General features: G+C 44.5%; 20 protein-coding genes. 4 read left to right on the top strand and 16 right to left on the bottom strand.

Annotation, left to right across the window (positions count from 1 at the left end):
• Positions 1-4: 4 nt before the first annotated feature.
• A complete protein-coding gene (locus K4039_RS02905) occupies positions 5-223 on the top strand; it encodes a hypothetical protein (RefSeq protein ID WP_265233746.1) in 219 nt (72 codons plus the stop codon).
• Here the strand turns inward: K4039_RS02905 and K4039_RS02900 are convergent.
• Positions 180-959, bottom strand: coding sequence for an ion transporter (locus K4039_RS02900; protein WP_265233623.1), 780 nt, complete (start codon positions 957-959; stop codon positions 180-182). The genes K4039_RS02905 and K4039_RS02900 overlap by 44 nt on opposite strands.
• 45 nt (positions 960-1,004) lie before the next feature.
• Between K4039_RS02900 and K4039_RS02895 the strand changes: the two genes are divergently transcribed.
• The gene (locus K4039_RS02895) at positions 1,005-2,579 is read left to right on the top strand and encodes a TerD family protein (RefSeq protein WP_265233622.1); all 1,575 of its coding nucleotides are present in this window, start codon (positions 1,005-1,007) and stop codon (positions 2,577-2,579) included.
• Positions 2,580-2,734: 155 nt separating this feature from the next.
• Here the strand turns inward: K4039_RS02895 and K4039_RS02890 are convergent, their stop codons facing one another.
• Both K4039_RS02890 and K4039_RS02885 read right to left on the bottom strand, forming a co-directional pair.
• Positions 2,735-3,361, bottom strand: coding sequence for a DUF4276 family protein (locus K4039_RS02890; RefSeq protein WP_265233621.1), 627 nt, complete (start codon positions 3,359-3,361; stop codon positions 2,735-2,737).
• Positions 3,358-4,557 carry an AAA family ATPase gene (locus K4039_RS02885; protein ID WP_265233620.1) on the bottom strand — a complete coding sequence of 400 codons (1,200 nt, stop codon included), beginning with the start codon at positions 4,555-4,557 and terminating at the stop codon, positions 3,358-3,360. Before K4039_RS02885 ends, K4039_RS02890 begins: the two co-directional genes overlap by 4 nt.
• Before the next feature lie 223 nt (positions 4,558-4,780).
• On the opposite strand from K4039_RS02885, the gene K4039_RS02880 reads away from it, so the two are divergent.
• On the top strand, positions 4,781-5,125 hold the full coding sequence (locus K4039_RS02880) for an NAD(P)H-quinone oxidoreductase subunit M (protein WP_265233619.1): 345 nt from the start codon (positions 4,781-4,783) through the stop codon (positions 5,123-5,125).
• A 121-nt stretch (positions 5,126-5,246) separates the two neighbouring features.
• On the opposite strand, the gene K4039_RS02875 is transcribed toward K4039_RS02880, so the two are convergent.
• Entirely contained in the window at positions 5,247-5,552 is a 306-nt protein-coding gene (locus K4039_RS02875) for a hypothetical protein (protein ID WP_265233618.1), read from the bottom strand.
• A gap of 749 nt (positions 5,553-6,301) precedes the next feature.
• Here K4039_RS02875 and K4039_RS02870 point away from each other — a divergent pair.
• Entirely contained in the window at positions 6,302-8,605 is a 2,304-nt protein-coding gene (locus tag K4039_RS02870; protein ID WP_265233617.1) for a PP2C family serine/threonine-protein phosphatase, read from the top strand.
• 174 nt (positions 8,606-8,779) lie between these two features.
• On the opposite strand, the gene K4039_RS02865 is transcribed toward K4039_RS02870, so the two are convergent.
• The 12 genes from K4039_RS02865 to K4039_RS02810 form a co-directional block, all read right to left on the bottom strand.
• On the bottom strand, positions 8,780-9,475 hold the full coding sequence (locus K4039_RS02865; protein ID WP_265233616.1) for a CsgG/HfaB family protein: 696 nt from the start codon (positions 9,473-9,475) through the stop codon (positions 8,780-8,782).
• Between the two features lie 342 nt (positions 9,476-9,817).
• Complete coding sequence (locus K4039_RS02860; RefSeq protein WP_265233615.1) at positions 9,818-10,192, bottom strand: DUF1823 family protein; 375 nt, start codon at positions 10,190-10,192, stop codon at positions 9,818-9,820.
• A gap of 129 nt (positions 10,193-10,321) precedes the next feature.
• The gene (gap, locus tag K4039_RS02855) at positions 10,322-11,353 is read right to left on the bottom strand and encodes a type I glyceraldehyde-3-phosphate dehydrogenase (RefSeq protein WP_265233745.1); all 1,032 of its coding nucleotides are present in this window, start codon (positions 11,351-11,353) and stop codon (positions 10,322-10,324) included.
• A gap of 680 nt (positions 11,354-12,033) precedes the next feature.
• Positions 12,034-12,342, bottom strand: coding sequence for a P-II family nitrogen regulator (locus tag K4039_RS02850; RefSeq protein WP_265233614.1), 309 nt, complete (start codon positions 12,340-12,342; stop codon positions 12,034-12,036).
• A 4-nt stretch (positions 12,343-12,346) separates the two neighbouring features.
• Positions 12,347-13,318 carry a sodium-dependent bicarbonate transport family permease gene (locus K4039_RS02845; protein WP_265233613.1) on the bottom strand — a complete coding sequence of 324 codons (972 nt, stop codon included), beginning with the start codon at positions 13,316-13,318 and terminating at the stop codon, positions 12,347-12,349.
• Between the two features lie 188 nt (positions 13,319-13,506).
• On the bottom strand, positions 13,507-14,241 hold the full coding sequence (locus K4039_RS02840; protein WP_265233612.1) for a glutathione peroxidase: 735 nt from the start codon (positions 14,239-14,241) through the stop codon (positions 13,507-13,509).
• A 127-nt stretch (positions 14,242-14,368) separates the two neighbouring features.
• Positions 14,369-15,010, bottom strand: coding sequence for a Uma2 family endonuclease (locus K4039_RS02835; RefSeq protein ID WP_265233611.1), 642 nt, complete (start codon positions 15,008-15,010; stop codon positions 14,369-14,371).
• Positions 15,011-15,190: 180 nt separating this feature from the next.
• Positions 15,191-17,038 (bottom strand): tetratricopeptide repeat protein, encoded by a 1,848-nt coding sequence (locus K4039_RS02830; RefSeq protein ID WP_265233610.1) that lies wholly within the window; start codon positions 17,036-17,038, stop codon positions 15,191-15,193.
• Positions 17,031-21,122, bottom strand: coding sequence for a tetratricopeptide repeat protein (locus K4039_RS02825; protein ID WP_265233609.1), 4,092 nt, complete (start codon positions 21,120-21,122; stop codon positions 17,031-17,033). The genes K4039_RS02830 and K4039_RS02825 overlap by 8 nt, the downstream gene beginning before the upstream one ends.
• A gap of 24 nt (positions 21,123-21,146) precedes the next feature.
• Positions 21,147-24,014: a tetratricopeptide repeat protein gene (locus tag K4039_RS02820; protein WP_265233608.1), complete on the bottom strand. Its 2,868-nt coding sequence runs from the start codon at positions 24,012-24,014 to the stop codon at positions 21,147-21,149.
• Between the two features lie 583 nt (positions 24,015-24,597).
• Entirely contained in the window at positions 24,598-25,449 is an 852-nt protein-coding gene (locus K4039_RS02815) for a calcium-binding protein (RefSeq protein ID WP_265233607.1), read from the bottom strand.
• 601 nt (positions 25,450-26,050) lie between these two features.
• Positions 26,051-26,236 carry a hypothetical protein gene (locus tag K4039_RS02810; RefSeq protein ID WP_265233606.1) on the bottom strand — a complete coding sequence of 62 codons (186 nt, stop codon included), beginning with the start codon at positions 26,234-26,236 and terminating at the stop codon, positions 26,051-26,053.
• Positions 26,237-26,338 lie beyond the last annotated feature (102 nt).

The following is a 26,338-nucleotide window of genomic DNA, read 5'->3' as shown; positions in this document are numbered from 1 at the left end:
AGTTATTGGTTATTGGTTATTGGTTATTGGTTATTGGTTATTGGTTATTGGTTATTGGTTATTAATTATTATGAAAAATACTGCTACATCTAAATTAGAGGCAATCTTCTGTAGGGAAACGGCAATGCTGTGTCCCTACCTGAAAACTGCTGTAACAGTCAATAGTCAACAGTCAACAGTCAACCATTATCTAATTGACTGCCGCACATTTTACAAAATCTAGCATTAGCATCGTGTACACACCAACCGCAACCTGTACAAACAGTTTCTACCTGATTAGCCGTTTTAACTAATTGTTTAATCAAATCCCCCAATTGCCAAGGAATCAGAGCAATTCCTGTCAAAATCATCAAAATAGTCAGAAAACGACCAGATTCCGAAATCGGAGTAACATCACCAAATCCCACCGTCGTCATCGTGACAACTGAAAAATAAACAGCATCCAAAAAAGTTCCAAAATTTTCTGGATTTGCCGGATGTTCGACTTGATAAATCAAACCAGAATAAACAAAAATTATTGCCAGCAAAGTAAATAAAATCCGGGAAAAAATCACGCCATCTTCGCTGCTGATGCGAAAAACTGAATTTTTTAATTCCAGAAAGCGGATGAGTCGGAGAATTCTAAACCAGCGAAAAATTCTGATAAAACTGACGTTGACAAATCCCAGCAAAAATGGTAATATTGCCAGCAAATCAATAATTGAAAAAAAACTAAAAATAAATTTAACTCGATTTTCGGCACACCACAGCCGCAATAAATACTCAACTGTAAAAACGATTAAAAGAACAGTATCGAGAGCTTGGAAATTAATTCTAACAGACTCCGAAAGCGGGTAAGTTTCGGCGATGAAGCTGGCGGAAGATAAAAGAATGAGTCCGGTAAGAGTTAAATTGACGGTTCTGCCAATTGGGGTTTCGATGTCTTCGAGATAAAATCCAATTTGCGATCGGGTTAACATAGATGAGATAATTATACCATTTATGAGGTAAGGGAATTATCGCACATGAGTATTCAATTAACTAAGGGTGAAAGGTTCAATCTTTCTAAAGAAGCTCCTGATTTTAATAAAGTTGCGATCGCCCTGGGGTGGCAAGTCAGCCAGACAGCACAAAACTACGACATTGACGCATCAGTTTTCATGTTAGGCGCTGACGGTCGAATTCCAGACGAAAGGTATTTTGTATTTTACAATAACTTGACCTCGCCAGACAGTGCAGTGCGACATTCGGGAGACAACACAACCGGACAAATCGAAGGCGATGACGAGACGGTTTATGTGGATTTGAATCGGATCGATGCCGCTGTCGAAGAAATTGTGTTTGTTGTTACTGTTCACGAAGGACAGGTTAAGAATCAAAATTTTAGTCAAGTTAGAAATGCGTTTATCCGGCTTTACAATTTGGAGACTGGGAGCGAGCTAGTTCGGTATAATTTAAAAGAAGTTTTTGCCAAAGAAACGGCTTTGGAATTTGGGCGATTGTACAAAAAGAATGGTGAATGGAGATTTCAGGCGGTAGGACAAGGATATAATGCTGGGTTGCAAAGTTTTGTGGACAAGTATCATGTTGAGAATGCGGTAAAAAGCACGGAAAATGTGGCTCAGAAGGTTGATGATGCTGAGGTTTTGAGGCGATTTAGCGATCGGGTTGACAACCAATTGCGGGAAAAATCAGCGGGAGAGTCTGTTGCTAATCCTGTGAAGGCGGATAACTTGGAAGTTGATCAGGATGTTGATGATTCTGTTTCAGAAACTCAGGAACCTGCTATCACTGCTGAGGAATTTTTGCGGCGGTATAAGGAGGGAGAACGAGATTTTACAGGGATTAACTTAGCCGGAGTGGATTTGAGCGGAAAAACTCTGGAATATCCCATTAGTTTCAGTCAAGCAAACCTGAGCAATGCCAACCTGAGTAATGCCAACCTAGTGAAGGCTAACTTGATTGGAGCTAACCTGCAAGGGGCAAACTTGAAATCCACAAACCTGCAACAAGCCGATTTGATTCAAGCTAACTTTAGTGGCGCTAACTTAACTAAGGCAAATTTGAATTATGCAAGACTGATTCAAGCGAATTTAAGTCAAGCAAAATTGAGCGAGACACAATTGAATAGTGCAAACTTGACTACAGCCAATTTAATTAGTGCCAACCTAACTCAGGCAAGTCTAAATAGCGCAAATTTGACAGGAGCAGATTTAAGTCAAGCCAAAGTAACTAAAGTTAACCTATCTTCTGCAACTCTAAGTGGGGCTAAGTTGAATGGAGTAAGTTTAGTAGGAGTAAACCTTGATGGAGCCAACCTGACAGACGTAAATTTGAAAGGGGTAAGTTTGATCGGATCGAGTCTACAGCAAGCTAATCTTAACGGTCAAAACTTAAGTGGCTTAAACCTCTCTGGAGTTAACTTTCACAATGCCAACTTGAGTGGAGCAAACTTAACTTCAGCAAACCTATGCGGAGCAAATTTGAGTTATGCAAAGCTAGAAAAAGCTAACCTGAAAGATGCCAACTGGGTTGGAGCAAATATAGCAAATGCTAAACTCGCAGGTGCAATTATGCCAGACGGGACAACTCACGAATAAATGGAAGTGCGATGTTTGTAGTAAGGACTTCAGTCCTTATATTTCTGGATTTACGCACTACGACTAAAGAAACCGGGTTTTTTGCCAAATCTGCGGACTGAAACGAAATATTTTCGCGAAAAAACCCGGTTTCTGGGCCCTCGCCGTAAGTCGTTCTAGTTGCCTTGTTCCATGAGTTCGGTGAGAGTGGTAAAAATTCGATCGCACTCTGAAGAAGCCTTGCGAACCTTATCAATATCCAACATTTCTAACAGCTTGGAAGCGTGCTGTATCTTTTGATATTCGCCTTTCGATTTTGTGTCGCGGGTAGCTGCTTTCAGACTTGGTTCTAACAAATCCTTTTCAATCATCTCTACATTCCTATTTTTAGGAATCGCATTGTCTTTAAATCCCTGCCCGTAAAATCTTTTTAAAGTATCAATATCAGCAATCAACCAAGCTTCCATCGCTTGAACCATTAGATAACAATGAGTGTCATCAACCCCAGGCGAATCCCAATTATCCCTCGACTTCAAATGCTCCCAAGGCGACTGTTTTACCACAGGTGCTTCTGAGTCAACCAGAAGGATAACAAAGGCATTTGGGTGATCTGCCAAAGCATTCTTAAAATTCCTGAAAGCATGATTCCTAGAACCGCAGAGAATAATCTGCCACTTGATTTTCTTGCTTTTGGCAACCTCCACAAGTTCTTTGAAAAAACTGCTAAATCCTTGTCGAAGCGATGCCTTTGTATTCTTGCCATCGCCGCCACCTTCGATGTAAATGCGAACCTCCTTTATCATCGGTTTCCCCCGATTTCTCCCCTCCGCCAAAGGTCTCCCAAAGTGTAATTCTCAAGCCATTTTTTCAGTCGTTCAGGATCGAGGCGGCTCAGGTGACTTCCTCTATCATCCCGATCGCATATTAACACAGACTCAGGACTCAGCGCCGACACCAAAGCATCGGAATGGGTTGTTACAATCAGTTGTGTACGCTGTGAGGCTTCGATCAGCATTTCAGCAATCGCAGGCAAAATGTCGGGATGCAAGCCTATCTCCGGTTCTTCAATACAGATAAGTGGCGGTGGAGTTGGATCTAGGAGTAAAGCTATTAAGAATAAATAACGCAGCGTACCGTCTGATAAACGAGTTGCGGGTATTGGCTGAATCAATCCGGTTTCGCGGATAAATATCTGGACCGTGCCGCCATAAATTTTGATACTCAGTTCTTCCGCTGTATCGTAGAACAGCTTTAATTTTTCAATAATCTGCCTGCTTCCTAATTGATACTGTAAGTTGTTTAAAATCAGTCCTAAGTTGCCACCATCTTCTAGTAGTGGATGTTCTGGCAAGTCAGTTTGCTGAGCTTTTCTCGATACTGAATCTCTCCCTGTCTGCCAGTTACGATATAAACCAATATCTGCAAATTCATTGCCCAGATATGATAGTTCTGGATATTGTTCGGGATCTTTTCTTTGAGATAAGATAGATTGATCGGGAACGATATCTTCTCGCCGCAGAGTCCGCAGGTTTCTTGGTTGCTGCTTGTTGTCCTCTGTAACATTGATAACAGGGCGACCCCGATCGCCGATATAATGGTAATAAAAAAATGGAGCGTTTTCTGAACTATAGCGTGGTGCGATATCTTCTATAGCTTCGTCCACTACCTCAAGTCTCTGACCTACTGCGGTAAAACTAATCTTATAGCGCAGTGGCATCGATCGTTCCGGGTAATCTAAAATAGCCTCTATTTTGGCTGTGGGAATACCTTTTTCACCTTTCCACAAAAAATCGCTGATACCTCCCCCTTGACGAATCGGAGCAACTAAGTCGGTAGGTGTTGCCTTCAAAAGTGCGATCGCTTCAATTAAGTTAGACTTTCCCGATGCGTTACTACCGATCAACACGTTTAAGGGTTGCAGTTCAATTGTTTCCCCCTCACTTCCATAGGAAAGGAAGTTTTGCAGTTGCAGGGAGTGAATAAATCTCTTGCCTTCCACCTTGTCCTCCTATGCCAATTCTGAACTATTATACCTTGCGAAAGCTTTCGTTTTTAGTCTTGAATTAAGTAGGTCTCAAAACTACCGATCCCCAGTCTTTGCCTTGAAGTCGGAGGGGGAGTGAGATATCCCGATCGATCGCACAATAGGCGACCTACTCTCCTGCAAGGGTCTTTGACCCATTACAATAAGTTCAGGAAAAAATCTTTACAAATAAGAACTCATGCAGCTCAAGTCCACAACCCGCCATATTCGCATTTATACCGCCATCCTCGAAGACAACGAACTCGTACCCAGCAACGACCTTTTGACGATCGACATTGACCCAGACAACGAACTCAACTGGAACGACGAGTCAGTCAAACAGGTATATGCCAAATTCGACCAACTCGTAGACGCTTACGAGGGCGAAGACTTGACTGAATACAACCTCCGCCGCATCGGTTCGGAATTGGAGCATTTGGTGCGATCGTTCTTACAGAAAGGCCAAATCAGCTACAACCTCAACAGCCGCGCTGTCAACTACAGCATGGGACTTCCCCGTGTTGATGCCAAAATTAACCTCTAAGGGGAAAGGGAGAGAGGGATATGGGGAGAGGGGAGACGGGGAGATTAAGAAAATCTTCCTTCTTCCTTCAATCCGTTACATCCGTTGCTTGCATCCGCTGCCGAACTTGCTTCTTCGTCGATCAATCTTCCTCACTCCCCATCGTTTCTGCGTCTTTCCCGCTATTATTGGGAGTTGCCCCACAAGTGGAATCGCGCTCCAAAAACTGTTTTACCGCAATTTGGCGGTTGGTCATAAACTGACTCCAAGCCCCCGGAAACAGCGCATCCAAGGTTTCCACCAGCGCCCAAATTTCAATATTCATCACTTTGTAGTAGTAACCGTGAGAATGCTGAATCTTAGTCAGTATTTCGTCTACCTCGACGGTGGGCAGCAGCTTCGGATCGGGCAAATTTTCGGGAAAGGCGCTTGACTCATGTAGGGGCATGGTTTAGAAACTCAACAGCTTACAGAGGCCGATCGATTTTAGATTTGAGATTGTAGATTTTAGATTGATTCCACAGATGAATCTGGGGGCTTGAACTAATATCTAATTTTTGGTGCTGATCGCGACTCCTGTCGCGGACTTGCATCGGTATGCGGGTAAGGTTAAATTTAACTTGACTTGCGAAACTAACCCACTAGGCACGGATCGCCCTTCGCGAGCTAACCCAAAATTTATGTTTATTTATACCTACTAGCTCAGGTGATTTCTAGGTATCTGCATCCTAGCATCACAGTTCGTCTAAAATCTCGATTCGCGCTCAGGGCTAAGATTGCTGCGGAAATTGGCACTCTCAGGAATATGCTGAAAATATTTTGCTCTCTAGCTTCTTGACTTCGGTTCCGTCGGACTAGGCTCAAGCCTTGAAAGCCGATCGCCAGATTTATCCGGGCGCCAACAAAATGGTAGACTGTTTTTGTCAGTACAAGACATTAAAACCAACCGCTGGACTGGGGGAAAGTCAAAAAAAATTGTCTGGAGAAATCACGTAGCACCTAAAAGTGTAAGCGTGGTGATCCTAGGAACTTGAAAAATCACGAGATGATCACTGTAAAGTCTTAAAAATCCCCGCGTGCTGAGAAAGCGGGGGTGTAAAATAATCGCCACGTATCAACCCATCGAGGTTCAAGCGCTAAAATAGTTCAGATCAGCACTGGGACAAAAGGCGTCAGGAACCCTTAATGCAAAATTTTGTGCCAAAACACTACTTGTGGGCTGTAGGTGAAGGGATCAAAGCGTGTAAGCCAGGCGATCTGATCGCGGGTCGCTATTTGGTTAAGCGCGATCGACTTCTGGTCGATACTCAACCGGAACAGTTGCCGGAAATGCCCGAAGAGATTTCGAGTTCGATCGCTCCTTATCTGAGATTGTTTGCCTATCAGTTGCACGTACCTCAAGTATACGGACTGATATCGTCCCGGAGCAGCAAGCTATCGGGAGATATCTGGCTGCTGGAAAATGCACCTATTTTAAAGGTGACGGAATCTTTAATGCCGGAATTGGCGGACTCCTGGAAAGGGGCCGCCGCGATGCGACAGCTCAATTGGCTGTGGCAAATTGCCAAACTTTGGCAGCCGTTGATCGCTCAGGGCGTGGCTGCGACTCTACTGACTCCTGAACTGCTGCGGGTGGAAGGGCAATTGGTTCGGTTTCTGGAATTGCAGCCCGATCGCAAACCGCCTAATTTGTCGCAATTGGGCAAATTGTGGCAGCAGTGGATCGATGATGCTCACCCGGCGATCGCCAATTTTTTGCGGCAACTTTGCCAGCAAATGGTTGCCGGTCAAGTCCGCCACGGCGAACAACTGATGGGCCAGTTGGATAAAGCTCTGGCAAAATGCGGCCGATTTTACGATCGTCATGTTGAAATTGCCACCGGCACGGATGTCGGTAGAGCAAGGGCTCATAACGAAGATGCTTGCTATCCGCCCGATGGTACGGTGTTTGCCGGAATTCCGGGATCGTCGGCTTGTGCGATCGTCTGCGACGGTATCGGAGGACAAGACGGCGGCGAAGTCGCTTCGGAATTGGCGATTACTGTGCTGCGGGACAAGTTGCTGCAAATGCCCCTGCATCAAGCTAATTGGGACCCGCCGAGCTTGACTTCCAAGCTGGAACGCGCCGCTTGTGCTGCTAACGACAAGATAGCCGGTCGCAACGACACCGAACACCGCCAAGGCCGCCAGCGCATGGGAACTACCCTGGTGATGGCTTTAGCACACATTCACGAGCTCTATGTCGCCCACGTGGGAGACAGTCGGGCTTACTGGATTACCCGCACTGGCTGCTATCAAGTTACTCTCGATGACGATGTGGCTTGCCGCGAGGTGCGTTTGGGCTACTCTCTCTATCGGGATGCTTTGGAACAAGTGGCCGCCGGAGCTCTGATTCAAGCTTTGGGCATTACTTCTTCCAATACTCTGCACCCGACTGTGCAACGCTTTCCGGTGGATGAGGATTGCGTTTTGCTGCTGTGCTCCGATGGTTTGAGCGATAAAGACCGGGTTGAGCAATGTTGGGAAGAGGAGATTTTGCCGATTCTTGACGGTAGCATTACTGTTGCTCAGGCGCGCGATCGACTGATCGAGATTGCTAATACCAGAAACGGTCACGATAACGTCACTGTTGCTTTGATTCACTGTCAAGCACATTTGAGGGAAGAAAGCAATACTTTGACGGAATTGTCTGTCGCACCTTTAGATGTGCCGATCGAATTAATTGCCGACAGCGAGGATACGCCAACCGCTGTGACGGAAAGCCCAAGCTTTGATGATGCTAATTTTCTACCGAAAACGGAGTTGGTACAGCCACCGGACAAGGGCAAAAGTCTATTTTCGCTACTGTTGAAAATTGTATTTTTGTTAGGTTTGGGGGGTGTATTTGCTTATTTTTTCATCCCTCCGGTGGGTCGGGCGATCGATACTGCCGGGGAGTCGATTTTCGGTAAACGCGCTTTAATTAACTCTAAAAGTAGACCGGAGAAGACTTTTGAATCTGTACCTTCTCCGATCAAATCTTTAGAAAAAGGCTCGTTTATAGAGATTAAAAGTTCTGTAACTGGGGAATTGGATAAAGAGGGCGATCGCCTGGATTTGCAAGTCGCAATCGGTGAGTCGCCTGTCAAGGGAACAGTCCCTGCCGGCAGCATTTTGCAGGTAATAAACAAACAGCTTACGCCTCAAGGCAATTGGCTGGAATTGAAAGTTTGTTCGATTCCTGCAATAGTGCGATCGAACTCTCCAAAGCCCAAGTTAAATAAGGATTTTTCTACTGTTTCAACACCCGCAGTCAGTCCATCTCCAACTGTGGCAAGTTCTTCGCCATCTCCGGCTGTTAAATCAACAGTCGGAGTAGAAATCGCCAAGCTACCAGCGGGGCAAATCGGATGGATTCAAGAACAAGATGCCGTTTCTAAGGTAGTCTCTAATTCGACTCCCAATCCTGATCAACAGGGGAAATGCGCTGTTGGTTCCGACTCAAATCCCAATGCTAATTAAACTGTTAATACTTGAATTGAGCAGATTTGATCTAGTTTAGTAGAATGGAAAATAATGCAGATTCCTAAATAGGACTAATGCAAGCTGGTACAATCGTCGCCAAAATAGCTGACATAATTTTAGATTTTAGATTGAATAATTCAAAATCTAAAATCTAAAAATATTTCACAATTCCTAACCTAATTTCTTAGATACTTCTGCAAGTTTAGTTACCATTTGGGCTACGGCTTTGTCAACTGCTGCGCTCAAAAGTCCATCTTCATTGCTACTGCCAGAATTGCCACCAACGCCTCTAACAGAAAAATTGGAATCGCTTTGATCGGCTTCTCCTACTGCTTTGGCGGTGGCAAGAATGTCTCCTGAATCTGTACCAATTAACCGCACGTCTATTTGGACGGTAGCTTTGGTTTTTTGGGAACCTCCGCCGATGCCCATGAAACTGCCACCGCCGGATTGTTTGTCGATATTAAACTTGGTAATGGTGCCGATGAGTACGGCGTCAACTCCTAGTTTTTTGCCAATTTCGGCGGCTGTGCCGGCATCCATTGAACCTGTGCGATTTTCTTGTTTGAGGACTTGTTCGAGTTTGCTGCGATCGACTACTGTATAAGTGCCATTGTTGACGAGTTCGTTGATTAGCAGTTCGCTGATGCCTTTGGCGGCGCCGACTCCTCTGTAGGAACTGTAATAGCTGTTGGTGGTGCCGTAGTCGAAGTCCATGACGACGAGGCGCTTTTTGGCGGTAGCTTGGGCGAGTTGGGTTGCGGGTTTGATGGTGGCTGGTGTGGCGATCGCATTGACTGAAACGCCGACTAGCATGAGGGTAGCTAGGGAAATGCTGGTTAAGCGAGATATAGTGGTTGTTTTCATGAATTTTTCCTTACAATGGTTTTGTTCCGACTCTAGAATACTTCACCCAACCGCCGGATGTCAGGTTTGCTGGTGATCATGTTGGTGTGGGCGATCGGACTTTACTTTGTTATGACGCTAAAAATCTTTAATTTTTGTTAATTAACGGCAGATAAAAATAGAAACAGACCAAGACTTTGATCAATATTTCAATGCCTAATATTCGATACTTTCTTACCATAAAGAATTAGCTTAAAGCCGGAACCCCTAAAGGCGAGAAATTAAAATCAGACGATTCATTACTACAATCCTCTTCCTTCTTTTGTCAAGTGCTGTCAACTGTCAACTGTCAACTGTCAACTGTCAATTAAATGAAGCCCCAGCTTCGACAAAACCCATCAACCAATTAGCCATCGTCGCCCTGCGAGTCTGTCTCGGCCCGAATTCTCCAATTTTATAGCCCTTAAATCCCAATTTTTCCTTCAGTAACTGCTTGTTTTCTGGAGGAGTCGATCGCGTCAATTTCACCGTCGCAGGCCTAGAATCAATAAAATCCGGCGGTTCTGGATACTCTTCGCGCCACTCGCTAGCAACATCAGCACTGTTCCATTTACCAGTCTCCGCATCAGGGCGGTAGCCCAGATACAGCCAAACTAAGCTGTTGACAGCAGCATCGTCCATTTCTTCGTTGAGGATAGCCCAAATAGTTTCGTTGTTGAGCGGTGGCAGTTCAGACATAATTGGAGTGCGATCGACAATAACAACAATTTAACCTATGGCGGTCTACCGAGATAGTAAGTTCGGCGCGGGAAAATCTGGATTTATTGGTGCTCGCATTCGATCGCCCCGCCGAACCACCCTACAATACTATTTACCCAAAATTCCGTCTTTCTCGGCCATCGAGATCATCAAATCGATCACACGGTTAGAATAACCCCACTCGTTGTCATACCAGGAAATGACTTTAAAAAACGTAGAATTCAGTTCAAGTCCCGCACCTGCATCAAAAATACTCGATCGCGCGTCGCCCTGAAAATCCGTCGAAACCACCGCATCCTCAGTATATCCAAGAATACCTTTCAGTTCACCCTCGGAAGCTTTTTTCATAGCCTCGCAAATTTCTTTGTAGCTAGTTTCCTTACTCGTTTTGAAAGTAAGATCGACTACAGAAACGTCAGGAGTTGGCACCCGCAAAGCCATTCCCGTCAATTTTCCTTTCAATTCCGGCAACACCAAAGTAACAGCTTTCGCCGCACCAGTCGAAGATGGAATAATATTTTGAGCCGCACCGCGTCCACCCCGCCAATCTTTTTGGCTGGGCCCGTCTACAGTTGGCTGAGTAGCAGTCATCGCGTGAACAGTCGTCATCAAACCTTCTTCCAAACCGAAATTATCATTGATAACTTTCGCAATTGGTGCTAAACAATTCGTGGTGCAGCTAGCATTAGAAACAACAGTATCTTTCGTCGGGTCAAATTTGTGGTGGTTGACGCCTACTAGAAAAGTTGGAACTTTTTCTGGATCTTTAGTCGGTGCGGAAAGGATGACTCGTTTTGCTCCCGCCGTCAAGTGTTTTGATGCGCCTTCAAAATCGGTAAACAATCCGGTAGATTCTACAATATAATCTGCACCGACTTTACCCCAAGGCAATTCTGTCGGATTTCTAATCGACGTGCACGGGATAAAATGTCCGTCAACGACAATCCCGTCTGGTTTCCCTTCAACTTCGCCGTCATAAATACCGTGGGTGGAGTCGTATTTAAAAAGATAGGCCAGGTTGTCTGGCGAAACTAAGTCGTTAATGCCGACAAATTCGATGTTGGGGTTTTTGATGCCGGCACGCATGACTAGCCGTCCGATGCGACCAAATCCGTTGATGCCGACTTTTAATGCAGCCATGTTTAAACTCCTATTCAAAATATCGCTAGTCGATCGCGCGTTAGCGAAGCCCGCCCCTACGGGGGCTACGCCAACGAAGAGGATCGCCTGTTGTGGGTTAGAATTTACCATGCTAACTGATTTGGGTAACAGATTCTTTTCTATATCTTAAGAATTCTGAATTATGTGGCGGCGAAGGGCAATTAATCTTGAAATGACTCCTGGCTAATGATGGGTAATAATTTTACAATTTTAAAATTGCTATAATCAACACAGATTTTTCTCGCATTATCGTTGATTAAATTACAATCAGGTTCAGTTAAGAATAATGAAGCTGCTACAGGATACCTGTGTTTCCAGTAAATTCGTGACATCAAACTCATCTTAAAGCGTTAATCCAAGCGTATTCGATTAAATTACGCTCCAATAATCAGAAAAAATTCATGCAAAAGCTCGCTCGGTTTTGATGTGCGAGAAGTCGCTGATTTTGATCATGTGAAATAGCTAGATATTCAAAAACCCGATTTATCAAATAAACCGGGTTTATAATGACAGTTGACAGTTAACAGTTGGCAGTTGACAGTTGACAGTTGGCAGTTGATAGTTGGCAATTGTTATTTGTTATTTTTGAATATCTCCCAATAATCAGTAACTACTGACTACTAACTACTGACTAATGACTACTAACTACTGACTACTGACTACCCGACGCACTTAGTCGTTAGCAATTCCACCGCATCCGAAATAAAACACGACCCGCCAAACTTATTTAACACTGGTCTAATATTTTCTGCAACTGCCGATACTCGATCGGGTTCGCAGAAAGCCAGCACATAAATATTATCCAGCATACTCATTGCTAAATCACGCGATCGATATCCCCTGGTACTTTTGCCCGCGACACCGCGAATCACCGAATAACCGGGGACACCAGCTTTGTCTAAACCGTCTAAAATCTTTGGGAGTTCCACCGAATTCGCAAAGATTTCTATCCTTTTAACTGCGTCCATAAGTTTACCTCCAAAACATATTGATTCCGTATAGATACATGGGAATCCCTACAATGATATTAAATGGAAATGTCACTGCCAAGGCTGTTGAAATGTAAAGACTTGGGTTAGCTTCGGGAACCGTCATCCGCATTGCTGCTGGTACTGCGATGTAAGAAGCACTCGCACACAATACGGCGAACAATAGGCTATCTCCCTCCGGCATTCCGATTAATTTCGCGATCACTAAACCAACTCCTGCATTGAGTATGGGAATTAGGATTGCAAAGCCGATCAGAAAAATTCCTGTTTCTTGCAAATCTTTAATTCTGCTGGCCGCAACCAACCCCATGTCTAGCAAGAAAAAAGTCAGAACGCCGTAAAACAAATCTTGAGTAAACGGACTCATAACTTCCCAACCGTGTTCTCCTGTTAGTATGCCCATAATTAGGCTACCAATTAGCAGAAATACTGAACTGTTGAGGAAGGCTTCTTGCAGCACTTCTGACCAAACTATTTCGCGTTTTCCTTCCTCTCCCCCGAACACGCTGACGAGAATTAAACCGACGATAATTGCTGGGGACTCCATTAATGCTAACGCTGCTACCATGTAACCGTCAAAGTCGATTCCTTGTTCTTTCAGGAAGGAAGTTGCGGTGATAAAGGTGACCGCGCTGATGGAACCGTAGGTGGCTGCGATCGCCGCAGCATTGTAGGAGTCGAGCTTGATTCTCAGTATGAAAAAAGTATAAACTGGTACTAGCGCTGACATCAGCATCGCTGCCAAAATTGTCAGGGCGACTTGCTGGTTGATTCCGCTTCGGGACAGTTCGACGCCGCCTTTAAATCCGATCGCAAACAGCAGGTACAGCGAAAACAGTTTCGGGATGGGTGCAGGAATTTCTAAGTCAGATTTTAGGAAAATCGCCAGCATTCCCATGAAAAAAGCTAATACTGGTGGATTTAAGATATTTGACGCTACGAGACTTAAATCCACAATCGGTCACTCCCATTTCTGATTTTTTTAATATTACTTCATGAATAATTGAAGCACGAGAATGGATCAATGGAGCGATCGAACTCTGGGAATGGCGATATATCTTCATAAAGACGGTTGCAGCTTCGCAGCGCACACCTTACAACGAGTAAGGTGTGCGCTACGCATCGGCAAGTATTTTTCCCTAACTAAGCAACTGCCAAATAAGACTCTAGCTCTTCCGAACCGCCGATCAGCTTGCCGTCGATAAACACTTGCGGCACGGTTGTAGCGCCAGTCACGGCCCGGAGCGATCGGGTTGTGATATCCCGGCCCAAGACGATTTCCTCATAATCCAAGCCCTTTGCAGTCAGCATTGCCTTAGCTTTAGCGCAGAAGGGACAGCCCATTTTTGTAAACACCGAAACTACCTTCGGCTTGGTTGCTGCGGAGTTGATGTAGTTGAGCATCGTCTCAGCATCGGACACTTTGAAAGGGTCGCCCGGTTCCTCCGGCTCAATAAACATTTTTTCCACCAAGCCATCTTTGACCACCATCGAATAGCGCCAAGACCGCTTACCAAAACCTAAATCTGTTTTATCTACCAGCATTCCCATGCCTTCAGTAAACTCACCGTTACCGTCGGGAATTAACGTCACATTGTCTGCTTCTTGGTCTTTTGCCCACTCATTCATCACAAACGTATCGTTGACGGACATACAAACGATTTCATCTACGCCATTTTCTTTGAAAACTTTTGCCAATTCGTTGTAGCCAGGGAGGTGCGTTGAGGAACAAGTGGGAGTAAAAGCTCCCGGCAGAGAAAAGACTGCTACAGTTTTGCCTGCAAACAAATCATCGGTGGTGACATCCACCCACTCGTTGTCCTTGCGAGTGCGAAACGTGACTTTGGGTACTCTTTGACCTTCGTGGTTCGTCAGCATGATTTTGAATCCTGGGGTACTTGGGTTAAATTCCTTTGCTTACTATACCGTACTCATAACGAGTATGACTTGTCAAGGGGGGGCGGGTTTTTTATTGGAAGTTGGGGGCAAATTTAAAACTTGGTGTTTAAGTAGGTTGGCAATTTCGCCTCCATTCCTTCGCTGCTGCTAACGGCTGAGGATTTTTCACACATTCTGTCAAAACTTCTATATCAATTCCCGGCAGTAATTCACTTTTTGTAATTAATTCATAACCGCAGTTCGACACAAAATCAACCGGAATTTCTTCTCGCAAATGGTATATCGAAAATCTGTCATTTCGCCAGAACCAAACCTCTCGCACCTTCAACCTTCTATACAGTTCTAGTTTATTAATGCTACCGCTAGTAACAATTACTTCTATCACCAAATCTGGAAATTCTTTATCCGTGCCAATACAGTAAGCTTCATCCGGTTCCGTACCGCCACTTTTTTCCTCTTGTCGCAGAGTTGTAGACCCAAAAGGGAAATATTCGATGTCAGCTTCTACAAAATAAATTTCTAGCAGATTTCCAATGCGAGTTTTAGCATTTTCATGGCGACGAGAAGGTGACATAATTTCTAAAAGTCCATCTAAATAAGTAACTCGATATCCCGCAGCATCTCCTATCCGATTTAGCAGTGTCTCGTATTCTTCCCAGTTCACCCTATCCGTGATGTAGCGTTCTTCAGGATCTTGGCGTTGGAGTGCTTGTTCTTTAAGTAGCGTATCTAGCTCGATCGTCAGCATTGGTATTACCTCCTTACAAGTTGTTCTAATTTTAGCAGACGTACGGTTTCAACCGCGTCTACACAAACGATGTCCACTCCAAGCGGACTGAAGAAAATAACCTAATTTTAATCGCCTTTTATTCAACCTGCGGAGGCAGGTTTTGTTTGTATATGCGCGGTTTCAACCGTACGTCTTATCTTATTCCCAATCAAATCTCCTCCCCAAATACTCCTCTAGTTCCTGATTGTAAGGTTTAAAATAATCGCTCAATAGCTCGCGAACTGACTCATTTACCCGCTGATAAACACCAGGATTAGCATTTTGATACTCAGATAATTGATATTCCGGTAAATCTAAAAATGCTAAAACTTGCTGAACAGTTTCCCCTACATTTCCATAAAAATCTTCACTTTTTAAAATTAACAACTGTTCTGGGGGAAAGAAAGCCAGCCAATTTTTAATAAATTCTATATACCTGCCGCGAGCTAAATAATTGCCCGGTTCCTCGCCGATGATGTATTCTGGGTTTTGATTCAACCGTTCGATTTCGTCGCTAATTGCCCGATCGAGCGATCGCCCTTCCCAATTTAACTCCCTCAAGCGGTAAAAATGAGAAATCGCGCGATCGACCGGATTTCGCAACAGCACAATCAGTTTCGCCTCTGGACACGCGCTGTAGACTCGTTCCGGCGCTTCCCGACAGTCAAAATAGCTCGGACTTGCTTCACCCGTTACAAACTCCTCTCCCTCCGGCATTAGGGGAAAATGAGCCAAATACCAATCAATCCCTCTGTGAAAATGCCACGAGAAAAAATCCATCTCCTTTTTAATCGGAGTCAAAATTTGCGGTTGTTCAGCTAAATAAGTGTAGAGAGAAGTCGTGCCACACCGCTGAGAACCAATAATTATAAACTTAGGAACTTTGACTGGTTTTAAGTTCCAATTTTGTGGAACAGGCATCTTGCCTGTCTCTGTATTTTGTGGAACAGGCATCTTGCCTATTCTCTTACTAAGAATAGATGCAAAAGTTTGTTTATAACTAACAGTTTTATAACAGCTAATCGCCTCTGAAATTTTGCCTTGTCTAGTCAAAACTTCCCCCAAATTCAAATAAGGCCAAAAAGCCTCCGGTTGAGCATCAACAACTTCGCGGCAGAAGTTTTCAACTTGATCCAACTTGTTTTGCTCAATCAAAACTTCCCACAAATTGTAATAAAACCACCAAGGAAGATCGGGATTTATTGCTATTGCTTGCAAAAAAGCCGCCGCCGCTTCCTCCCCATATTTTTGGTGGCTCAAAACAGCACCTAAATTGTAATAAGACCAGCAATCATCGGGTTTTTGGGCGACTGTGGCGCGGGCTGATGCTAATACGCTAACGCACTTTTCCTGCTGTTTCAACAACTGCTCTAATTCCGCTGAGACTACAGCACAATCTGGCACTCTTGTTAAAATAAAATTGTAAAGAATAATTGCGCTTTTTGGGCGATCGTACTTTGCTAAATTCTTACCTAACTGCAAATAAAACTCTACATTTTCCGGTGTAACTTGCAATTGACATTTTTCTAACACTGACTGTAAATCAGACTCTGTTTGTCCGAGACTATATCCCAACTTATCGTAAATTCCCGGCAAATTTCCATCAATTTCAATAGCTTGTAAATACGCAGCGATAGCTTCACCCGACTTTTTGAGTTTAGTCAAAGCCTCGGCTAAATTGTAAAAAGACCAAGCAAAATCTGAGTTCAGTGCAATCTCGCAGCGGTAAGCAGCGACAGCATCCTCCCAGCATTGCAGTTTTAGCAAAGCATCGCCCAAATTATGATAAGACCACGAAAAATCAGGATTTAACTCAACAGCTTTTCTGTAAGCAGCGACAGCATCCTCCCAGCGTTCGAGTTTCAACAAAACATCGCCCAAACTGTGATGAGACCAAGAAAAATCTGGGTTTAACTCAACAGCTTGTTTGTAAGCAGCAACAGCATCATTAAACTCACCGCTTTCTTGCAGGGAATTCCCCAACTGGTGGTAATCATCATTATTCATGCGAAACCCCTGCAATATTCATTAACTTCTCCAGCGAGTTCACATTCACCCGCATATCTTTATGTCCCTGGTATTTCTGAGTTAAGTCATCAAACAATTCAGCAATTAAATAGTAATGTTCCAACTCACACAAATTACTGATAGTCCAAAAGCAAGTTGGCACATAAATCGGAGAGAAAATCTCAATTACTTTAGTTCCCGGAGTGCAAAAAACTAGATTAGTCAATCCCCCTCCGTGAGGTGATACAACTACTTTAGCAGCAGCCAAACACGCGGCTTGTTCCCCTACCGACATAGTTTCCAGCTTGACTGTACGAAACCCAAACTTTTCTAAACAGCCGACAACCTCTTCCTCGTTGACTATTCGCCGATAGGATGCTTTTTCTCGGCTGATATAAATTTTTTCTGAATAATTTGTATTTGACGACTGCTGTTCATTTAAAAATATTCGTTTCAGATATTCACATTTCCATTTAGAGGTTCCAGAACCACCATCGCAAATTGACGGTACTATTAATTTATCCGCTGTAAAGTGTGGCTGATAGCGACTTTCTAAAATTTTATCTAGTGGAATTCCTAAAGTATTTAAACTTTCTTTTTCATAAGCCGAATCGCAAGCATTGATCGCAAACTTATCAATACTATCCATCAATCCACTGCGCTGCAAAAGATGGAACCGCGTCACCACATCAAACATCCAATGAAAATAAGCTGCGCCACCCCAGCGAGCCGACAAAAAAGCCACATTTCCCTCGATATGTTCGGCGGGAGGCAATTTGTCGGAAGTTATTACCAACTCAGGACAACCCATTGAAATATCGGCAACAAGTTTATTGTCTGAAGTAATGGCGCAGGTAGTAGCAATATCGGCCCAAGCTCGTCCTTTTGGTAGTACGGCAACAAAAGCTTTTTTTGTATAAAAAATTTCATCTTCCCAACATCTGTTATCGGTGTGGATTGTTTTGGAATCAGATAAATTGATTTGACTTGCAGGATAAATGTCAATGCAAGTAATGCTCGGATCTGACTCTGCTACAATTGCCAAATTGTCGGTAAATCCACAGTATTTTTTGAGAAAATTTAACGGCAACATTTTATAGCCAAATTTTATGATATCGGCTTCATCTACTTCTCCTTTTTGTTCCAAAGCATCAGCTATATGATAGTAAAGTCCAAATAAATCTGGTTTAATTTGCAGTGCTTGAACCAAATTAGATATTGCAGATTCCCACTGCTGTTTTGCCATGAAAGTCAAGCCCAATCCTTCGTAACACCAATAGGATTTTGGATCGAGATTGATGCCTTTTTCATAAATTGCGATCGCCCTTTCCAATTCCCCTTGATTCCGCAGCGCATCGCCCAGCTTTTTGTGCAGCCAACTCTCATCGGGTTCTAGCTCAACAGCACAGCCAAAAGCCACCGCCGCTTCCGACCAATTTTCTTGTTTTTCCAGAAGTTCTCCCAAACTATTGTACAACCAACAATCATCGGGATTTAATTTAATAGCTTTGCGGTAAGCATCCGCAGCGGCTTGCAAATTTTCCAGTGCAACCAAAGCCTTACCTAATCTATCGTAAGACCAACAAAAATCGGGTTCTAATTCAATCAACTTGCGGTAAGCAGCCGCCGCGTGCTCCCACTCAGAAAGCTCCATCAACGCATCGCCTAAATTATTGTAACTCCAACAAAAATCGGGATTTAACTCAATCGCTTTGCGGTAAGCAGCAGCGGCTTCCTCGTATTTTTCAGTTTTTTGTAAAATTTCCCCGAAAAAGTGGTAGGCCCAACTAAAATTAGGGTTGAGTGCGATCGCCCTTTCGTAAGCGGACACAGCTTCTTTCCACATCTCTTTTGCTTGCAAAACTTTACCCAACTTGTGGTAAATTAAATATTTGCCAGACTTAATTTTAATAGCTGTTTGATAGCGGGCGATCGCCTCATCCAAATAACCCGTATCTGCCGCAATATCCCCCAACTTTTCCCAACCTTGAGACAAAAGTGCTTGCTCTTCGCCCAATTTTTTATTATCAGTTTTTTTGACAATCAGTTGATAGCCTTTATGCACTACTTCTAGCTGACTTCCAAACATCTCCAAAAACATATTTATCCCGATTTTAGTATCTTGCTCCGGGCTGTCGGGAAACGTAAACTCATAATCGTCAAAAATCATCAATCCGCCAACTTTCACCAACCTCCAAGATAAAATCGCATCTTGCAAAGCGCTGGTGGGTTTGTGACAGCCATCAACGTAAGCAACATCGTAATATTCTGAATCCAAATTCACTAATAATTCCTGAGAATAACCTTCCAATTCAATTACCTTGTCGGCTACTCCCGTTTTAGCAATATTACCCTTAAAAGTTTGTTGAAAACACAAATCAATACAAGTAATTTTTGCCGTCGGATGAGTTAAAATATTATCCAACAGCCAGCAAGCAGACATTCCCTGAAAACTGCCGATTTCCACAACTTTAAAATCTGCAATTCCCGCCAACTGCTGCAAATGCCGTTTCCAAATAGGAATATTGTGGGTAAACCAATCTTGGGTAAATTGATAATTTTTTGCCTCACATTCAAGCCAACCTCTCAATTCGCTCGCTTTTTGGTGACAAATAATTGCTTCTTCCAATTCGCCTAATTGCGGTAAAATATTTCCTAAATCGTTGTAAGGCTGAGAATTTTTCGGAGAAATTTCAATTTGGCGGCGGTAAGTGGCAATTTGTGCGTACAACTCCTGTTGTTTCCCCCGCACTTCCTTAAGTTGGGCGACAATTTCCGCAGCAGTTGGTTCAATCTGCACAGCCATGCTATAAAATACGATCGCACCTTCAAGCTGCTTCTGTTTCGCTAAACTATTACCTAAATTTATATAAAACTCCGCTCCATTTAACTCAATTCCCAGCAATTTGTGGTAATTCTTCCCGCTGGCAAGTAGCTCAATACCTTGACAATAAACTGCGATTGTGCTATCTAAATCCGCGGCGCTGCGCTGCCGCAAAACATATCCCAACCTCTGATTAATTCCCATCAAATTCGGCTCAAGCTGAATCGCGTGGAGGTAAGCGCTAACAGCTTCATCCCAGGATTTTTCGCAGGTTAAGGCAATGCCCAAATTGCAATAAAACCAAGAAATATCTGGATTAATTGCAATGGCTTTGCGGTAACAACTAATAGCTTCTTGCCACAGTTGTTTTTGAGCCAAAGCTTCCCCTAAAAAATTGTGTGCCCAAGAGGAATTATCATTAATTGCCAGAGTCTGACGGTAACATTGAATTGCCACATCAAACTCGCGTTTCTGCACAAAAACATTGCCCAAACTAAGGTAAGCACGGGCGTAATTGGGATTGATTTCGACGCTTTTGCGGTAACAGGCGATCGCCCGATCGCCTTCTCCTCGCTCCGCCCAAGTTTGACCCAAACTGTGGTAAGATTCAAAAGACTCTGGATTGATGGCAATGGCTTGTCGGTAATTGGCGATCGCCTCATCCCACCGTTTCTCCCTGACCAGCATTTCCCCCAAATTGTGATAAGCTATGGCCAGGTTCGGGTTTAACCCAATTGCCCGCAAATAACACTCAGTAGCGCGATCGAACTTTCCCAATTCAACTAAACTATTTCCCAGAGTGACGTTTTCCTCAGCCGTTGCCCAATTCGGCTCGATCTTGAAAGCTTGATACCAAGATTCTGCGGCTTCTTCTCGCTTTTCCAATTGCATCCAGATTTTCGCCAACAGCCGATAAGCACCAGCAAAACTCGGTGCAAGGGCGATCGCTTTTTCACAACTGGCGATCGCCTTTTCCCACTGTTTTCCTTGAGAATACAAACTGCCGAGATTAGCATAAACTTCCGGCAAATTCGGATTGCGATCCAACGCCGCTTCATACCAATATTTAGCCTGCTCTATTTCACCTCGAACCTGCATTACCTTTCCCAGTGTCTGGCAAGCTGCCACCAAATTCGGTTCAATTTTCAGCGCTGACTCGCAAGCAGCAACTGCCTCATTCAACCTTCCTTCAGCTAAATAAACTTCTGCTTGCCGATTCAAATCAACCGCTGCTTTTTCCATCTTCTCAATCGAGGGCATAAATAAACTTACTCCAGACGCCAGCTAACCCAAACCCACCACTTCAACCATCTTTTTCAGCGAACTCAAGTTCACCAAAATGTCCTCAGTTAGCGAATTCTGATACATCAACTGTCTAATAGGATAGCATTCAAAAGCCTCGCCAGCCAAAAAGTAATGTTCCAACTGCAAATATTGACTACTTCCCCAGTAATAATGGCTGATATAGTGAGGCGACATCAACTCAATTACTTTAGTTCCAGATTTACAAAAAATCGTATTTGTCAAACCGCTACCGTGAGCAGCAACTATCACCTGAGCGTGATAAAAATGAGCAATTTGCTCAGTCAATGACATCGACTCAGGCAAAATAGAAACAAACCCAGATTCTGCCAAAACCTCAACCACATCTTCCTCGTTCAAAACTCTTCGATATCTCGCTTTGCTGCGGCTGATATAAATGCGTTTTGGATAACGAGCTTGAGGTATAATTCCCTTGAGAAACTCTCGCCTCAAAAAATCGATCGCCCATCCGGGTGGCCAGCCCAAATATCCCGCAAAAGAAGGTACAATTAACTCTGTTGCTTGAATGTGAGGAATGCGATCGCTCTCCAAAACCTTTTCATCGGGAATCCCCAGAATCCTGAGACTTTCCCGCTGAAATTCGTGCTGACAACTATTCACCAAAAACCAATCAATTTCCGCCAAATCCCTACCGCTGCGCCGCAGCAATTCTATCCTCGGCAAAACGTCCACCATCCAGTGAAAATAGACATTTCCCGACAAACCAGAAAGCACCGCCACGCTACCGTCAATCTGCTTCAAAGGTGGAAAAGATTCTAAATTAAAAACGCTGTGTTTTCTAACATCATGTTTCTCGCATCCCGGCAACAAACCAGGATAATCTCTCGACACATCAGCCAACAAATAATTATCAGGAGTAATTACAGCAATCGCCTTACAAATTAGCCAATAATTTTGCTGCGGCACAATCCAAACTCGCCCGTCGGGAATCTGTGCCACAAAAGTTTTCGGGGCATCCACAGGTATCGGTTGCGAGTTAGATAAACGGCAAACTCCCCAACCCAAATGCACCGGATCGAACCACTTAGAAATTCTGTGCAAACACAGCCCGCAAGTTAGCCCACCACACTCGGAATTTGCCTGCGAATTGGTTATAGAAAATTGGGAATTTGGAATATTTTCGGCACAGGCTTTTGGTGCGTGTTGCCAAACTATTTCCACATAATTGCCCGCATCCAATTTAGCATTAACTAGCCAATCCCAACTCGATAAATAAATCCCGTGAGGACGTTCTAGAGAATTGCTATCTGGTGATATAAAATTCGAGTTTTTCCACTGTTTCGGCTCCCCATACCCTAGCAATTGCAACTCTAAAACTTGTTGATAATACTCGATCGCCCGTTCCCAATGTCCCTGTTTTTCGAGCAGTTTTGCTAACTCAAAATAAACCTGGGGTAAAGCAGGTTGAATTTTCAAAGCCATGCGATAAACGGCAATTGCCGCACCCAAGCGCTGCTGCTGGGCTAAGCAATTTCCCAGCCGCCAGTAAATCTCTGTATTTTTCGGCTGAATTTGCAAAGCTTTTTGATAATAAGCAGCGGCTGATTCATATCCGCCGTACTCTGTTAAAGCATTCCCCAAATGCAGGTAAATTTCTGCTAAATTATCGCAAATTTCAGCAATTGGTAATGGGGCATCGGGCATTGGGCATTGGGCATTGGGCATTGGGCATTGGGCATTGGGAATAGTTTCTTTTTCTTCCTTCTTCCCTCTATCCTTTACATCCGTTACATCCGTTACATCCGTTACACAATCCGTTACACAATCCGTTGCCGAACTTCCTTCTTCCTTCTTCTTTCCAGTTAATGCTTGCAAAAATCGATCGCACGCAGCGATCGCCCTTGACAATTCATCATCCTCTAAATTACCAATTTGCCACCTTTCTTGCAAAGCGCAGTAAGCCTCAACAAAATCGGGCTTCTGAGCTATCGCCTGCTTAAAATAAGGCATGGCTTCGGCAATTTTGCCCAAAACCATCAAAGAAAAGCCAGCGTCTGTATAACCCGAAATATGTTGGGGATTCAGCTCGACTACCCGATCGAAACAAGCAACCGCCGCCAAATGTTCCCCCTGCATTTGCCAAGCTTTCCCCAGATTGTAGTGAGCCAAAACCATCTCCGGCTCCAACTCGATCGCGCGACGGTAAGATGCGATCGCCCGATCGGGACTTTTCTCGTGGAACACCTGGCCCAAATTATTGTGCGGTGTCGCCCAATCCGGCTTAATCTCGATCGCCCGCTGGTAAATCTCGATCGCCTCAGCAGGGCGATCTTCCTTCAGCAAAATCACACCCAAATTGCTGTAAGCTTCCACATAATCGGGCTGGAGAGCGATCGCCTGACGGTAGCTATCAATTGCCGCTTCTAGCTGATTATTTTCATTTAAAACCACAGCCAGATTGAATACAGCAAGCAGATAATCTGGTTTTTGGGCGATCGCCTTTCGGTAACAGTCGATCGCCCCCAACAAATTACCCTGCTGGTGAAAAATATTTCCCAAATTATAATGAACTTCCGGCCAGTCTGGCTTCAAATCCAGAGCTTTCCCGTAGTGAAAAGCCGCCTCATCCAGCCAGCAATACTCGCTGTAAAGTTGACCCAAATAAGCATGAGCCAGCACAAACTTGGGCGAAATCTCCAAAGCTTGGACAAAAGCGTCTCTTGCCGCCGTCGGATCGCCGCTCGCTTCGAGGATTTCGCCTAAAGTAGTGTAAGCTAGCGCAGAAAATGGCTGTAGTTCGATCGCCCTTTTACAAAAATCGATCGCCTCAGTTAACTTTCCCTGCTTCAAATAAACTTGGGCTTGCCGGATGTATTCTTGAGTGGTCATTGCTTGCGGTGCAGTTGCGGTTGCTTTACCGCTTCAGGGAAACTTATAACTTCTGATTTTAAAACTTTGATATTTTCAGACTATTTATATTTTAGGCGATCGGGATCACAATTTTTATTACCCGGAGATCCCCTCGCATCCCCCTTAAAAAGGCGAACTTTGATGAAGTTCTTGTCTCCCCCTTGTTAAAGAGGCTAGGGGGGATCTGGCTCGAACCCAAGGGTATTGATTTATATTTTAGGCGATCGGGCGATCGATTTTTATTACCCGGAGATCCCCCCAAATCCCTTTAAAAAGGGGGACTTTGATGAACTTCTTGTCCCCCCCTTCTTAAGGGGGGCTAGGGGGGATCTGGCTCGAACCCAAGGGTATTGATTTATATTTTGTCCGATCGGGCGATCGATTAATTTGAGCAATAAATGTCGATCGATTTTTTTTAAATGCCCCTGCTTTACTTGAGCCATTGAATATTTCAACCTCACCCCGCTGGTAGCAGAGTGAGGTTGAAATCCTTTAAAACTATCGGCTTTTGTGAGAACAGCCCCGGATAAAATCCGGTGCCGCCCCACAACGGCCAGTTGTTTTAGAACAACTCGAAGTTGTTCGAGGTAATCGTCAGCCCAGGTGTCAGTTGAGCAACAGTTAGCACTCCGCCGGTACCGTTGAAGTACAACACACCGTTTGTTGGGTCGTAGACCAACTTGTTGGTGTTTATTCCGCTGGTAGATCCGGTGAAATTAGAAACTACGACAAACTCGGTGGCCTCGAAGGTGGTACCCAAACCACTCAACACACCGCCGGACTTCAATTTGATCTTATCTTCGGCAGGCGTAAAGTCAGTGATCGTGTCTACGCCGAAATCGCCGCCAAAACCACTGAAGTAGAACGTATCGTTGCCGGCACCGCCAGTCAGGACATCGCTGCCTCTGTCGCCAGAAACCAAGTCATTGCCAGCGCCGCCATCGACAGTATCGTTGCCTTTACCGCCGTACAGCAGGTCGTCGCCGTCGCCGCCGCCGACAACATCGTTGCCCTGGCCACCAAAGACTGTATCGTTGCCAGAGCCACCGAGTACGGTGTCGTTGCCTTGGTCTCCAGAAACCAAGTCATTCCCAGCACCGCCGTCGAGCAGATCATTGCCTTTACCGCCAAAGATTCTGTCATCGCCGTCACCGCCAGAAACGACATCGTTGCCTGCGCCTGAAACGAGGGCATCGTTGCCTGGGCCGCCGCCGATACTGTCATTGCCACCACCGGAAAAAATGATGTCGTCTCCAGCGTTACCAGCAATGACATCATCGCCCCCAAAAGTCAGGATGATATCGTTTAGATTGCCTGCACTTAATCTGTTTGCGCCTCCGGTACCGACAACGCTTGAACCGCTAGCTCCAGGCAGAGAAACTGCTGGTTGTGTTGGATTAGTAACCTGTGTCATTTACACTCCTCCTAAAAGATTAATCACTTTTCTACAATACACTTTTCCCTCCAAAGGGATTCAATAAATCGAACCGGACATCGGTTGAGACCCTAATTGACCCGGCTGCTATAGGCTGTCATGTAATTTAATTTGTCAGCAGGGAGCCTGGAACCGCGAGTTGAATCTTGTATTCCTTGAGCAGCAAGTATCAGTTGTTTTCTGCCTTGGACTCTCGACTCCATCACTCCCTCCTATAACACGAAAATATTCCAGTTAACCGTTTGTGAGTCTACCATACGTACCTTGAGTGCGGCTAGTCATTTTTTAAACTGTAGCCAGAAATACACATAGACCATTTGTTAATGGGAGTATGTTCTCAAGATTGAGAACTTGCACCGCACTCCTTAGCAACTGTCGCCCGAAAGTTCGATCGCCCGTAATGGATCTTGAACTAAGTTGCGATTTTTTAGTGGACTCTGAATCACCAGACTTTTGAGTTGCTCTCATAGTTCCCCAGAAATCATTTTTTTTAGCCTGATTTCACAGCAAGCGCCGGCACGCTGCGGCTCACATTCAGTCAAACCCCGCTCCAACCCTGTCCTGGAGGCACTCTTGAGGCTCATCGCCTTAAATTTTTCCACCGATATTCCTCGCGCTCAACTGAGGATTTTCGCCAAACCCTCCGGTTTTTCAACAAAAACAGGTCATTTCCGCAAGGAGCAGCATCCATGCGGGCGATCGGACTATACAGCGCTTGTGCGATCGAGTGGGATTTCGGTTGAGTCGATCGAGTGGTACTGCACATAACTGAGAATAAGCTGCTGCGCGTCTTAATTGTCTGTCGCTTCTAGAAACAGTGTCAAACAGACAAATCTTTGACCAGCAGCCAAAGACTCTTGAGAATGTT

The sequence above is a fragment of the Lyngbya sp. CCAP 1446/10 genome, from assembly GCF_026130175.1.
Taxonomy (GTDB): domain Bacteria; phylum Cyanobacteriota; class Cyanobacteriia; order Cyanobacteriales; family Microcoleaceae; genus Microcoleus.
This window is presented reverse-complemented; position numbering and strand designations above follow the sequence as displayed.